Consider the following 13848-nt stretch of genomic DNA (forward strand, 5'->3'; position numbering starts at 1 on the left):
GGGAATCAGGATGCGTCTCGCACTGCTCGCGCTTGCCGCGCTCATCACACCGCACGCGGCCTCGGCCCAGAGCTGGCGCCTCGCCGCCTATTCGAACCAGGCCCCGCAAATGGCCTATTTCGTCGACGTCGATTCGGTGCGCCGCAACGGCAACATCGTGACGTTCAAGCAGCAGACCATCTACGAGACGACCAGCCCGACGCGTGACTTCGACCGCTCGATGCTCACCCGCCAGGCCGACTGCTCGGCGATGACCTCGTTCATGCGCGACAGCAGCTTCTACGTGCGCGGCACCTATCTCGACACCGAGGCGGGCCCGAGCGACCCGACGCTCGCCAAGCCGGGCACCGTGCTGCTTACCATGCTCACCACGGTGTGCGGCCGCGGCGACTATTTCTCGCCGGTGGTCGCCAATCCGGAAATCTGGGTGCTGGAGAAGTTCCGCAAGGGCTTTTGAGCCTCGGCTGTTCCCCGGCTTTCGCCGGGGAGCCGTTTTACGGTGCACGTCTGCCCTTACAGCAATGTCCGCGCGTAGATCTCCGGCTTGAAGCCGACCAGCACGCCGCCCGGATATTCGAGCACCGGCCGCTTGATCATCGAAGGCTGGGCCAGCATCAGCGCCGTCGCCCTGGCCGCGTCGATCCCCTCGCGATCGGCATCGGGCAGCTTGCGGAAGGTGGTGCCGGCCCGGTTGAGCAGCACTTCCCAGCCGACCATCCCGCTCCAGCGCGCCAGCCGCGCGGCATCCACGCCCTGCGTCTTGTAGTCGTGAAAGGCGAAGGGGATGCCATGCTCGTCGAGCCAGGTCCGCGCCTTCTTGATCGTGTCGCAATTCTTGATGCCGTACATGGTGATGGTCATTGCGCGCTTTCCTGATCGGGTCTGATATCCCCATATTGCCTGGACCGAGGAGCACAAGCGGAGGTACGGCATGCGCGACGTAAAGCTGCTGGCGGGCGGCAACCCGCAGATCCCCAAGGGCGAAGGCGATGCGCCGGTGCAGGCCTATCTCGCCGCGATGCCGGGCTGGAAGCAGCGCATCGGACGGGCGGTCGATACCCTGGTGACGGCCACCCTGCCCGGGGTGCGCAAGGCAGTGAAATGGAATTCACCCTTCTATGGCGCGGCGGACCAGGAGGGCTGGTTCCTGTCGTTCCATTGCTTCGACCGTTATGTGAAGCTGACCTTCTTCCGGGGGACCTCGCTCGATCCGGTGCCGCCGGGGGCGTCGAAGCAGCAGGATGTGCGGTACCTCGACATCCGCGAGGAGGATGCGATTGATACGGCGCAGCTGGCGGACTGGTTTCGGCAGGCAAGTGTGTTGCCGGGGGAGAAGTTGTAGGCATCTAGACCCATGCCCTTTCTACTCCCCTCCCTGCAAGGGAGGGGCCGGGGGTGGGTTGCGCCCCTGCGCTTCCAAGGGCGCTCAGCGAGCCGGCCGCCGTAAACAGAAAAGGTCGGGCATCGAGCCCGACCTTTTCTAACCCACCCCTAACCCCTCCCTTGCAGGGAGGGGAATTGGAAAGGCGGTCAGTCCTTCAGGAACCGCCCCAACGTCACCACGCCCTGCGGCTCCAGCCCCAGCGCGGCATAAAAGCCCAGCGCCTCGGCATTGGTGTCGCGCACCATCAGCTGGATCTTGGGGCAGCCGCGGGCGCGCAGCCAGTCTTCCGCCGCCGCCATCAGCTGCCGGCCGAGGCCGGTGCGGCGGGCGCTTTCCGCCACGGCGAGATAATAGACCCAGCCGCGATGGCCATCGTCGCCGATCATCACGCTGCCGGCCACCCCGCCCTCGCCTTCCGCGAGCAGCACGGTCGAGGTCTCCCCGGCCAGCGCACGGGCGAAATCCTGCGCGGGATCGTTCCAGGGCCGGGTGAGCCCGCAGGCATGCCACAGCGCGATCACCGCCCCGGCATCCGCGATCAGAGCTTCGCGGATCATGCCGGCTTCCGGGCGATGCGCCACAACGTCACGCCGCCGATCAGCAGCCACACCACGTTGAGCGCGGCCGAGGGAATCGCGCCGTTCCAGCCGCTGTTGACGATGAAGCAAGCCGCACCGGCCACGTTCATCCATTGATAGAGGCGCGACTGGCCGGTCACCTTGCCCGAGGAGAGCAGCAGATAGGCCACGAGGATCAGCCCGGCGCCGGTCCAGCCGACGACCTCGATCAGCACCCGCTCGACGGTCATCGCGCGATACAGGTCGTGCCGGCCCAGAGATTGGTGACCTTGCCATCGGGCGCGGGGGTGCTGAGCAGGCCGGAAAGCCCGCCCATCATGAATTCGTTGCCGATCGAAGTCTCGCCGACATCGACTGCGCTGCCGGACGCTTCGAGCTCCTTGCGGGTAGTGCCGATGCCGATGCCATTGCCGGTGGTGAACTTGCCGTTCTCGCGCCCGTCCAGGTCCCAGCCGGCGAACTTGCCCTCTTCGAAATAGAGCGACAGGCCGTTGCGGAAGGCGGCATAGCCCAGCGCCCCGGCACCGCAATCCTGGTTGACGGCTTCCTCGATGGGGCTGCCGAGCGCGGCGCTGATCATCTTCACCGCTTCCGCCTTGGCCATGCCGAAGCCGACATGGCGCGAAGAGCCGTTGGGCAGGACCAGGGTCAGCTCGTCCGGCGCGAGATTGAGACCCACCCCCGCCGCTTCCTCGCTGGCATTGGCGATATTCACCTCGGGCGGCGCGGAGGGAACGATGATCTCGGCCTCGTTCGCCGTCACCTTGTTGGCGACGGGCTTCTCCGCCTCGGGCGAGCAGGCGGCGAGCAGCCCCAGCGCGGTGAGCGCGGCCGGCAGCAGCTTGATCGTCATCGTCATTCCCCCATCCCGATACATGGCCATTGTCCCATTATCGCCGGTCGCCCGCAATGATTTCAGGCAAGCGCGGCGACGGGTTCGCGGCGAAAACAGCCGAGCTGATGATCGTTGACCAAGCCGACCGCCTGCATCCAGGCATAGACGATCGTCGGGCCCACGAACTTGAAGCCGCGGCGCTTCAGTTCCTTCGAGATTTCTTCGGACAATGGGGTGGTGGCAACGAAGCCATGGCCGGGGCGCTGGATCGGCTTGCCGTCCACGAACGCCCAGCAGAACTCGGCGAAATCCTCGCCGCGATCACGCATCTCGCACCAGATCCGCGCGCCCTTGATCGTCGCCTCGATCTTGGCGCGGGCGCGGACGATGCCGGGATTGGCCATCAGCCGCTCGACATCCCCGGGGCCGAAGGCGGCGACCTTCACCGGATCGAAGCCGGCAAAGGCTTCGCGGAACGCCTCGCGCTTGCGCAGGATGACGATCCAGGCGAGCCCGGCCTGGAAGCCTTCCAGCATCAGCGTTTCCCACAGCTCGCGCGAATCGCGGACGGGCACGCCCCATTCGGCATCGTGATAAATGCGATTGAGCGGATCGCCGGCCGCCCAGGCGCAGCGCTGCGGTTCGTCGGTCATTGGTTTCCCCTGATGGTCTCTCCGATGCGCACCTCGCCGAGCCCGAGCCAGCCGGCCATGCGCGCCAGCTCGACCGCCAGCCGCTCGGGCGTGTCGGGCGGCGCATCCGGCTCCAGCGTGATCCGATGGGCGAGCAGCCGCCCGGCCTGGCGATCGGCCTTGAGATCGACGCGCGCGGTCAGCGCCTCGTCCTGCAGGAAGGGCAGCACGAAATAGCCGTGGGTGCGCTTGTCGGCGGGGACGTAGATCTCGATCCGGTAACGGAAGCCGAACAGCCGCTCCGTACGGCTTCGTTCCCAGATCAGTGGATCGAAGGGCGCGAGCAGCGCATCGCCGCGCACCCGGCGGGGCAGCTTCGCATCGCGGTGGAGCCAAGCCTTCTGGCTCCAGCCCTGCACCGCCACCGGGACCAGCACGCCTTCCTCCTCCAGCTCGGGGATGGCGTGGTTGGCTTCCTCCGGCTTCAAGCGGAAATAGTCGCGCAGGTCGGTCGCGGTGGCGACGCCCAGCGCGCGGGCGCTGCGTTCGATCAGCGCGCGCTGGGCGGTGGCGGCGTCGGGCGTGGGCAGATCGAAGACCGCGCGGGGGATCACCCGCTCGCTCAGGTCATAGACGCGCTCGAAGCTGCCGCGCCGCGTCGCCGTGGTGATCTGGCCGGACCAGAACAGCCATTCGAGCGCGAGCTTGGCCTCGCTCCACTCCCACCAGCCGCTCTTGCTGCTGCCATTCTCGAAATCGGAAGCGGCCAGCGGTCCTTCCGCGGCGATGCGGTCGAGCACCGCCTTCGCCTCATGATTGCGCTCCTGCGCGAACAGGCGGAGATGACGCCAGCCGATCTCGCCCCGCTCGGCCCGGGCCATGCGCCAGCGGAAATGGGGGTGGAGGTCGATCGGCAGCAGCGAGGCTTCGTGCGCCCAATATTCAAACAGCCGGCGGCTGCGCTTCGGGCCCCAGGCATCGCGCTCGAGCAGCATGCGATCATAGCTGCCGAGCCGGGAGAAGGCGGGCAGATAATGCATCCGCGCCAGCACGTTGACGCTGTCGATCTGGTGGAGCCCCAGCCGCTCGACCGTCCGGCGGAGGTGCGGCGCGCCGACCGTTTCCGGATGGCGCGCGCCGAACCCCTGGGCCGCGAGGAAGATGCGACGCGCCTGCTTCAACGATAGGCTCGTCACTGTTTCCCCTCCCGGCACTCGCGGAACATAACGAGTACTTTAGCGGGTTTCCAGTCCCGTTCAATGGTATTGAGTCAAAGCCATCTGCATGATTTCAATCGGGAAAATATTTTCTCGTCTCCCGCACCGCGATACGTCGCAAGGCGCGGGTTGCCTCCCAGCCGATTGCCCAGCCCTTCTCGCTCGGCTGCAGATCGGTTGCCTCGACCCAGGACAGGAACGGCCTGTGGGAAGTGTCGCCGTCATAGCCCAGATTCTGGAGGTACCTCCAGCGATCGGCCGGGCCGCGCATGAACCGCGAGAATTCGCTGTGCCTGTCGTGATATCCGTACCAGCGCTCCATCAACAACCTGCCCCTGTCGTCGCCTCGACCGGCCAGGAACTTGGCCGCTTCCCATTTCGCGCCCAACGGCTCGATGCCGAAGAATACCGGCCCGTCTATCCAGCGGGCGATACTGGTTTCGACATGGGCCACCGCCGCGGCGTCTCCAAGCTCGGCGAGCGATACCGCCACGACGAGCTTGTCGTCGTCATCGTCCTCAAGGCAGGCGAAGAGCTGCCGCAATGGCTCGACCGCCGCAGCGCCGCCGGTCCGCACCAGCGCCTTGACGGTCGCCGGGATCCACAGCGGCCCCGTCTCGGGCGTGTACCGCTTGCGCAGCAGCGACTGGGGGGCGGCGATCTCCAGCAGGAAGGGCAGCGCTTCCGGCACCCGAAGCTGCCCCGCGGCTTCCATGAGCTGTACCCGCGGCTTCTTCTCGAGGTGCGTCAGCAACGCCTCGCGGACCTCGCCAATGCCGGCACTGGCCAAGGCGCATATCGCGTCGGGAGCCAGGGCGTTGCTCGTCCTGGCGGCGAGCGGCAGCAACAGTTCGGGGACGCCCGGCCCACCGATCATGCCCAGCGCCGCGATTGCGAGACTCGGCTCGAGAAGCGGCTGGCCGGTCCTGACCGAGGCCAGGGATTCCGCCGCCATCGGGATCAGCCAATCATCGCCGGGTTCGACGAACTGGAGCAGGAGCTGCGCGACAAGGCCCGCGGCGTTCCTGTCCTGGCGCCCGGCATGGACCGCAAGCGTCCGGATCAGCCCGGCATAATCGCCGCGATGGGGCAAGGACGCGATCGACAGGAGGAGCGTCGACAGCGAACCCCAGACCGGCCAGCTGGCGTCCGGCATGCCGCGTTCCTCAAGGTCCTCGATCGCGAAGGCGAAGCATGTCGGCGGGGCCGGCGCGCCGAGCCGGCTCGTGTCGATGCTGTCTCTTGCCCTGGTGTCGGCAGCCCTGAGATCCTCGATCAGGGCATCCACGAGATCGACCGTCACTACGTCCCCCCTCCAATTGTGCGGGATGGCACTCGAATGGAGCCCGATCCCGGCGAACGGCTCGCTGCGATCAGCCTCCCGTGAACGTCCAGTCGACGCCGCCCGTCCCGCGCAACCGCAGGGCGTTGCCGGTGCGGCTGAAGGTGTAGGTCTCCGACATCGCCGGCGCCGGCGCCGTATCCGTGCGGCCCGTGCAGCTGTTGGTGGCGCTCTGGGTGCCGCCCGAGGTGCTGAAGCTGACCTTGTCGCCCGAGGCGGAGAGTCGCCCTTTCTTCTCCTGCCGCGTGGTCATGAAGCACCCTTGACCATGCGGCTTCCGAAGCTGGATGGCCCATAGGTAGCTGCCGTCGGGCCGGACCTCGAGCGTCATCGATCGATCGACCCGGACCGGCGCATATTCCGTCACCGAGCGGGTATCCATGCCCACACCGCCGGACCGCGGCACCAGCTTCAATCTGGAGGTGAGGACGGTCTCGGTCGCGGAAGAGCGTTGGCTCCAGCGCCCGGTGAAGCCGGCCGCGGCCTGGCTTGCCGACCCCGCGGAGGCGACATTGCCCGTGGTAAGCATGAGGGCCGATACGGCCGCCCAGAACAACTGCTTGTCCCATGATTTCATGCGGAATTCCTGCCCCTGGCTGTGGAAGGCAGGCGAGCACGGGGCCTGAACGCTTCGCCCCGTGCCCGCCCGCATCCGGTTAGAACCGGATGGTGGCACCGGCGGTGAGGGAGCTCCGCCGCGTGTCGTTGAACTCGCCCGTGTAGCCGATCCGGAACCGGACATTGTCGCTGGCATCGATGCCGAGGCCGAGGCCGTAGCGGCCGGCCATGCGGTCGCGCTCCGCGCCGTTGACGAGGATCGGCGCGCTGGGGGCTCCGTCATAGCTGCCGGCGACCAGGATGGCGCTGTCGCTCAGCATCCGCCGGACGCCGAGCTCGGCATAGGGTCGGATGCCGATGCCGCCGACCTCCGCCTTGCCCGACAGGGCCACCCCTGCATCGGCGAACCATGCGGTGTTGCGCCCCCCCTCGACCGCCAACGCGAAAGCACCCCCGCCCTGCTCGACCAGATCGCTTCGGCGCGTGCCGACATGGGTGAGGCCGAGCTTCGGCGTCACGTCGAGCCCGCCGAGGCTGACGGTATAGTCGACGCCAAGGTCCGCGACCCAGCTCCTCAGGCGATACTCGCTGCCGGGCGCCGTGGACGAGACCAGAAGGCTGCGCCGCGTCTTCGCGCCGAGGTCGCTGTACGAGACCATCGCATGGACGCCGAGGCGGCCGATCGCCGCATCCGCGAAGATACCGCCGAAAAAGCCCTGGGCATCGGTCCGTGCACCGAGCGCGGCGAGCGTCTGGTCGATGTCGCTGCGGCCGACGAACGCGCCGATGCGCAGTTTGCCTTCTCCCATGCCATAGCCGGCGCCACCCATGAATCCGCGGGCGCGCAGATCGGCCGGGCTCGCACCGGTAGCCGCGTTGCCGGCGATGTCGCTATCGCCGATCAGTGCCTGGGCGAAACCGTACAGGCCGTTTGCCGCGGGCGCGGTCAACCGCAACGCGCGGCTGGCATCGGCCAGCTGGAGCCCGTTCTCGACGCCGATCTGCATCGCCGAGCCATAAGCCTCGGGCGTGAGCTGGGCGAAGGCACGCTGGTTGATCGCGCCACTGGCGTCGGTGAGGACGTTGAGCGCGGCGGTATAGGCCTGCACGCCATAGCCGTCGCGCAGCACCTGGTTCGAATAGGCGACACTCGCCCGGACATTGGCCGGATAGTCGTCGTCATTGTTGAACTCGCTGCGGATCTGGATGCGATTGCCGTTCTGGACGACGAAGCCGAACACGCTGGCGGACTTGTTGATCGTCGTGAAGCGGCCGGTGATCGCGTCGGCCACGACGATGTCGAGCACCGAGCCCGGCAGGTTGCCGAGCGCACCGGTGATGTCCATCGCCGCGCCGTTGGCGATCGTCAGCGTGCCGTTGACGTCGAGCAGGTCCCGGCCTGCATTCGGCGTCAGCTCGATCAGCAGATTCGATCCCGCGCGCATCGTGACATCGCCATTGACCGTCATCGTTCCCGGCGAAGCGCCCGGCGAAAGCGTGCCCGCCACATCGATATCGGCGTTGACGATACCCGCCGAGCCGAAGGTCGCGCCGGCAGCCACGTTCACGCGGTCGGCGGTCAGGATCGATCCGGCCTGGCCGATCAGGCGACCGCCGGTAACGTTGATTTCGGTCCAGGCGGAGGTGCCGGTGAGGCTGACGACACCGCGACGCACGCCAAGATTCTCGAAGCCGTCGAACAGCCCGCCGGCGACCGTGATCGGCGCCGCATAGGTCGCGTCGCTGTCGAAGATCACCGCGTCGGTCCCCGCGCCGCCGCGCACCGAACCGCTGATCCCGGCCAGCGAGCTGATCACGAGCCGGTCATCGCCGCCAGCGAGATCGACATTGCCCGTCACGCTGCCGAACACTTCGAGAATGTCCGCATTCGCGCCGCCGGTCACGTTGCCGGCGAGCGTGGTTCCCGCGGTGACGATCGTGGTGCCGCCATTGAGGCTGACCGAAACGAATCGGGCATTGCGATCGATGCGCAGCGTGCCCGCGCCAGTGGTTTCGAGAATATCGAAGCCCGTGACGTCGAGCGTGCTCAGCGCGCGGGTGAAGCCTTCGGCCTGGCCGAGCGCCAGCGTGTCGATGCCGTCCCCGGCATGGACCGCACCCCGGATGCCCGCGCCCGAAGAGATGGTCAGCCGATTGTTGCCGCCGCCGAACGTCACGCCGGCATCCGCGGTCAGGATCACGCCGGCGCCGAGCGTCAGGTTGCCGTTTCCGGTCACGCTGTTGAAGCCGTAATTGCCGCCCAGCAGCACCAGCGTGCCGCTGCCATTGGCTACCAGATCCTCGAAATTCCGGATCTGCGCCTGCACCACCGTCCGCTGGCTCGCACCGCCGGTCTCGATCTCGAGCAGGTCGGTGCCGGCACCGCCATCGACCACGCCGTTCAGCGTCGAGGAGGCGGCGAGGATCAGGTGATTGTTCCCGGTGCCGAGGAAGTTGATCGATTGATCGACGCCGATCGTGCCGGCCATGGTCAGCGCCGCGGTGCCGGTGACGTTGACCGTCTCGAAGCCTTGCATCCCGTTGATCGTCGAGGCGCCGGCCAGCGTGAGGTTCAGTGTGTCGCTATCGGCACTGCCATCGGCATTCTCGCCGCCATCGAGCGCTCCCGAGAGCAGGCCATTCAGCGTGAGGTTGAGCGTGTCGTTGCCACCGTTGAGGTTGACGCCACTGGTCAGCGTGGCGCCGATCGTCACGGTCTGCGCGCTGTCGTCGCCGATGATCGTGCCGATCGATCCGCCCCGATCCTCCGTGATGGTGAGGTTGGCGCCTTCGAGCAGCTCGAAATTCTCGTAGCGCTGCGCCGGGGCGAGCGCGATCTCCAGCGTGCCGGCGCCATAGACGCCGATCGAATTGAAGTTGGCGACATTGCCGGGGATCGAGCCGTTCGCGCCGCCGAGGCGGAAGATGAAGGTATTGTCGCCGGTACCCCCGTCGATCGTGCCGGTGACCACACCGCCGTCGCGGGCGATGTAGCGGTCATCGCCGGCACCGAGATCGACATTGCCATCGATCCGCCCGCGATTGTCGACCGTGTCGTTGCCGCCACCGAGCCGCACGTCGCCGATGATCAAGCCTGCTACCGTGACGCTGTCGTCGCCGGCAGCCGCGCCGGGATCGGCGATGTCGCGGCCGAGCACGTCGCCGGTGAGCGTCCTGCCCGCATCGACGACGAGGTTGCCGCCCTCGAGCACGACCGTGTCGAACGCCGCCAGGTCCCGATCGACATGGAACTCGCCCGATCCCAGCACCGCCATCTGTTCGAAGCCGCTCAGCCCGGACAGGCCGAAATCACCCAGCCGGCTGACCTGCCCCGCCGCCTGCTGGAACGCCAGCACGTCGCGGTCGCCCGCGCCTTCGCCCGCGTTCACCGTGCCGGTGATCCGCGAACCGCTGCTCAATGTCAGGCGATCGTCATGTGCATCAGAGAAGGTGACGTTCGAGGTCAGATGCGTGTTCGCGCCGAGCTCGAGATTGCCGCCCTCGACCACGTTCACGCCGCCTGTGAAGCGGTAGGCGCCGCCGGTCAGCGCCAGCGTGCCGTCGCCCCCCACGTCGAGCATCTCGAAGTCGTTGATCTGTGCCGAGACCAGCGTGCGGCTGTCGGGTGCGTTCGTCCCGATCGTGATGACATCGCTGCCCGCGCCGCCGTTGACGGTGCCGCCGAACGTCGCGCCCGGGGCGATCTCGAGATGATTGTCGCCAGCCCCGAAATTGAGCGTCTGGCCCGCCGCGAAATCGCCGTCGATGACCAGCCGAGCGGTGCCGTCGACATTGATCGTCTCGAAGCCCGAGGCACCGTTGCCGAAGGTAGTGGTACCGACGATGTTGAGGTTGAGCGTATCGTTGTCGAGGCCATTGGCGTCTTCGCCGCCGTCAAGCACGCTACTCAACCTGCCCTCGAAGCCGTGCATCGTCAGGGTATCGCTGCCGCCGCCCAGCGAGACGCCGCCAGTCAGGTCGCCGGTGATCGTCACATTCTGGCTGGTCCCGTCGCCCCGGATGCCGCCAAGGGTCACGCCGTCGGCGATGGTGAGGTCGAGGTCGGCGCCGTTGATCAGCGAGATCGCCCGATAGCTCTGCCCCAGCCCGAGCGTCAGCTTGTGGTCGCCCGACACCTGGATCGTCTCGAAATTGATCGCATCGGCGATGATTGCCGGAGCTGAGGCCATGTCCTGGGTCAGCTCGAAGCCGATGATGTCATTGTCCTGGCCGTTGGCATCCTCGCCACCGTCAAGCGTGGCGCCGACCGTGCTACCGGTGCCCAGCATCAGCGTGTCGTTCCCCGCGCCGAGATCGAGATCGCCGCCGATACCGCCGGCGTTGCCCATTTCCACGCGGTCGTCACCGGCACCCAGCCGGACACTGTCGTTGATCACGCCGTCGACGATCAGCCGCTCGGCCTCGCTCGAGCCGTCGAAGGTGCGGTCGCCGGCAGTGCGGACGGTCGTCCCCTGTCGCACGCGCAGCGTGACCCCGCGAATGTCGAGCGACGCGGCATCGAAGGCGCCGACCACATTGACGATCCCGCTGCCATCGGCCGCGCGGACGATATTCTCGAACCCACTGAACTGATCGGCGCTGATCGTCTGCTCGGCGACCGAGAGATCGACCGCGATCGTGTCGTCATCGGCCCCGCCCGCGACCGCGCCCGTGATCGTGCCGCCGGCGAGGAGCACGGTGTCGGCACCTTCGCCGAGGCGGAGATTGCCGGTCAGCCTGGAGCTGCCGCGCGCCTCGAAGCGATCGTCATAGGAGTTCAGGTCGATATCGCCGACGATCAGGCCGGTCCCTTCATTGACGATCGTATCGACGGAATCGGATGTCTGGATCGCCCCGGCCGCGCCGTCGCCGGTCGCGAACACCCCGGATATGTTGACCGGGCCGCTGGCGATGCCGGCACCGCCTTGCACCACTCCCTGGTTCCTGAAATCGAAGGACTCGCCGTCCGCGAAGATCGCAACCGAATTCTGCCCGGTCGCCTCGATCGTTCCACCCTGAAGGTTCGTAGCGGAAGCACTCCCGCTGAAATCGAGCGCTGCAGACGCGTTGATGCTTGAGGCGCCCACGCTCCCGCCGACATTGGCTCGCACGGTTCCGGCGTTGATGAAATTGCTGGAAACATGGCTGCCCAGCCTTACGGCCGTGTCGCTGCCTCCGATGCTCTCGATGATGCCGCTATTATCGAGCCTGATGCTGTTGCCGTCGGCCGCGAAGCCCCTGCCCGTTGCGCGCACCGTGCCGGAATTCGTCAGGTCGATCGCGCCGTCCGGGGTATCGACATAAACGCCTTCCCGCCCGCTGATCGTGCCGCTGTTCGCAAAGACCAGCAGGGCGGGATCGACGGTGCCTTCGGGATAGTCGCCTTCGATCCGCAGCAGTACGCCAAGGCCGGATCCCGAATGCGTGATCGTGCCGCCATTGCTGAAGCGGAACGGCTGCGACGAGGCGCGCGTGTTGATCTCCGTCACGATGCCGCCACCGGACGCGGTGCGCGCGACCAGCTCGGCACCGGCCGCGTTCTCGAAACTCAGGAGATTGCCGTCGATCGACTGGAACGCGAAGCCGTTGGTCGCCTCGCCCCGGCCGCGATTGATGAAACGCAGCGCAGCACCGCCCTGCGTCGTGAACATATGGTTGATGCTGTTGCTCTGCCCGCCGGGCGCCACACCGACACGGATGTCGGCCTCGTTGACGATCGTGCCGTCGCCGAACAGGGTCACCCCACGCGCGAGCGTCGCACCCGAAGTCAGCAGGACGTCGGTGTCCAGGCCCAGCGCTTCCACCCCGTGTCGCTCGAACCCGATGCGAACCCCCGCCAGGTCGGCGATGTCCGCATCCGCCAGCGCGAAGCTGCCATCGGCCGAGTAGGAGCGGCCGAACGCATCCTGGTTGCCAGCCCCGCCGTCGACCAGGCCGTTGACCCGGCCGGTGACCGCACCATTGACTACCGAACCCAGATAGGCGTCCGTGCCACCGGCGAAGAGGATGTCGCCATTGATCTGGCCGGCGTTGACGATGCGGTCCTCGACGCCGCCGATATCCGCATATGCGGTTCCGAACTCGCCGGTCGGCCGGCCGTTCACCACTTCGATAGCCTGGATGACGCCCGTCGCGCCGTTGCGCACGAGCGATGCCTGGGCGCCGGCGTCATAGTCCGCGACGATCGCGGCACTCAGATCGCTCTGGATCAGGCCGTGGTTGATCACCTCCGACCTGCCATCAAGGAGGCGCAGCGCATTCCCGTGCGTGGTGATCTGTCCCGTCGCAGCGTTCTCCAGCCGGGCATCTTCAAGGTCGACGCCGCTCGCCAACGTGCCGGCGGTTTCCGAGGCATCCGGATCGCCGACTTCGCGGATGCTGCCCGCGTTGCGCACGACGCCTCCGTCCGCGCGCACCAGGGTGATCGCCGCGGGGTTGTTGCCGGTGTCGACGTCCCGGACTTCCGCGCCGTCGTTGATGACGATCTCGGTGCCCGGCCCGCCCACGATGCCGGTGCCGCGGATCGTCACGACCTCGGCCCCGTCGAGCAGCTCCAGGCGATCGGCGTGATAGACGTCGACGACCGTGCCCGTCGTACCGCCCTGAACCCGGTGCGACAGCACGAGATTCAGGCGCCCGGCGTCGGGATTACCGATAGCGGCGGTGCCGCCCTCGTCGACCGTGATGGCGGGGTCATCGACGACGTTGACGTCGGTCTCGATGTTGATCCGGCCATTGCCGGCCACGCGCACGGCCTTGGTGCGCTCGATCCCCTGCCCCTGGACGACCGGCGGCCGCAGGGTGAGAATCGTGCCCGCGCCCAGCGCCTCGTAGACGATGCCGCCCATCGGAGGGGCACTGCCGATCGCGGTCGGGCCTTCGAACTGGGCGACCTCCGGATCGATCAGGTTGAATGTGCCGGTGCTGCTGGCGGCGAGCCAGAGCGAGTTCCGTCCCCCGCTCGCGGTGACGCTGGTGGCGATCGGCCCGTTGGCGCCGTTCTGCCCGAGGTTGAGGTTGCCGTTCGCATCGACGCGGCTGATGTCGACGATGAGCCGGCCGCTTTCGCCGGTTACGACGATGTCGCCGTGATTCGTGCCTTCCTGTGCATGCACCACGTCCTGCGCCCGCGCCGTATGGGCAAATGCCAGCGATAGGGTCGCCGCGCCGCCGAGCAGGACGGAGCGCTTGAGAAGTCGGGGAAGCGGACGCGAAGACTTATACTGCACAAGACAATCCTCGATTTTGGAGTTCGAGGAGCCGGATGCGGCGCGGCTGGGAACGCGGCAGGAGCTTTTGCGA

The 13848-nt window shown here is 67.2% G+C and carries 11 protein-coding genes; 2 read left to right on the forward strand and 9 right to left on the reverse strand.

The window, feature by feature from the left end; genetic code table 11:
- Positions 1-10: 10 nt before the first annotated feature.
- Entirely contained in the window at positions 11-457 is a 447-nt protein-coding gene (locus HNP52_RS19680; protein WP_184169583.1) for a surface-adhesin E family protein, read from the forward strand.
- 56 nt (positions 458-513) lie between these two features.
- Here the strand turns inward: HNP52_RS19680 and HNP52_RS19685 are convergent, their stop codons facing one another.
- Complete coding sequence (locus HNP52_RS19685; RefSeq protein WP_184169585.1) at positions 514-861, reverse strand: ArsC family reductase; 348 nt, start codon at positions 859-861, stop codon at positions 514-516.
- 70 nt (positions 862-931) lie between these two features.
- Here HNP52_RS19685 and HNP52_RS19690 point away from each other — a divergent pair, with 70 nt between their 5' ends.
- On the forward strand, positions 932-1342 hold the full coding sequence (locus HNP52_RS19690; protein ID WP_184169588.1) for a DUF1801 domain-containing protein: 411 nt from the start codon (positions 932-934) through the stop codon (positions 1340-1342).
- Positions 1343-1530: 188 nt separating this feature from the next.
- Here the strand turns inward: HNP52_RS19690 and HNP52_RS19695 are convergent, their stop codons facing one another.
- The 8 genes from HNP52_RS19695 to HNP52_RS19730 form a co-directional block, all read right to left on the reverse strand.
- Entirely contained in the window at positions 1531-1941 is a 411-nt protein-coding gene (locus HNP52_RS19695) for a GNAT family acetyltransferase (protein ID WP_184169590.1), read from the reverse strand.
- On the reverse strand, positions 1938-2192 hold the full coding sequence (locus tag HNP52_RS19700; RefSeq protein WP_184169594.1) for a CBU_0592 family membrane protein: 255 nt from the start codon (positions 2190-2192) through the stop codon (positions 1938-1940). Before HNP52_RS19700 ends, HNP52_RS19695 begins: the two co-directional genes overlap by 4 nt.
- Positions 2189-2821, reverse strand: a complete 633-nt coding sequence (locus HNP52_RS19705) for a hypothetical protein (protein ID WP_184169597.1) — start codon at positions 2819-2821, stop codon at positions 2189-2191. The genes HNP52_RS19700 and HNP52_RS19705 overlap by 4 nt, the downstream gene beginning before the upstream one ends.
- Before the next feature lie 56 nt (positions 2822-2877).
- Positions 2878-3450: a DNA-3-methyladenine glycosylase I gene (locus HNP52_RS19710; protein WP_184169599.1), complete on the reverse strand. Its 573-nt coding sequence runs from the start codon at positions 3448-3450 to the stop codon at positions 2878-2880.
- Positions 3447-4625, reverse strand: coding sequence for a winged helix-turn-helix domain-containing protein (locus HNP52_RS19715; protein WP_184169602.1), 1179 nt, complete (start codon positions 4623-4625; stop codon positions 3447-3449). The genes HNP52_RS19710 and HNP52_RS19715 overlap by 4 nt, the downstream gene beginning before the upstream one ends.
- Positions 4626-4719: 94 nt before the next feature.
- Positions 4720-5949 carry a HEAT repeat domain-containing protein gene (locus HNP52_RS19720; RefSeq protein WP_184169605.1) on the reverse strand — a complete coding sequence of 410 codons (1230 nt, stop codon included), beginning with the start codon at positions 5947-5949 and terminating at the stop codon, positions 4720-4722.
- Between the two features lie 70 nt (positions 5950-6019).
- The gene (locus tag HNP52_RS19725) at positions 6020-6565 is read right to left on the reverse strand and encodes a hypothetical protein (RefSeq protein WP_184169608.1); all 546 of its coding nucleotides are present in this window, start codon (positions 6563-6565) and stop codon (positions 6020-6022) included.
- A 79-nt stretch (positions 6566-6644) separates the two neighbouring features.
- Positions 6645-13775 carry an autotransporter outer membrane beta-barrel domain-containing protein gene (locus tag HNP52_RS19730; protein WP_184169611.1) on the reverse strand — a complete coding sequence of 2377 codons (7131 nt, stop codon included), beginning with the start codon at positions 13773-13775 and terminating at the stop codon, positions 6645-6647.
- Positions 13776-13848 lie beyond the last annotated feature (73 nt).

The sequence above is a fragment of the Sphingomonas kyeonggiensis genome (genome assembly GCF_014204495.1).
Lineage (GTDB): Bacteria > Pseudomonadota > Alphaproteobacteria > Sphingomonadales > Sphingomonadaceae > Sphingomonas > Sphingomonas kyeonggiensis_A.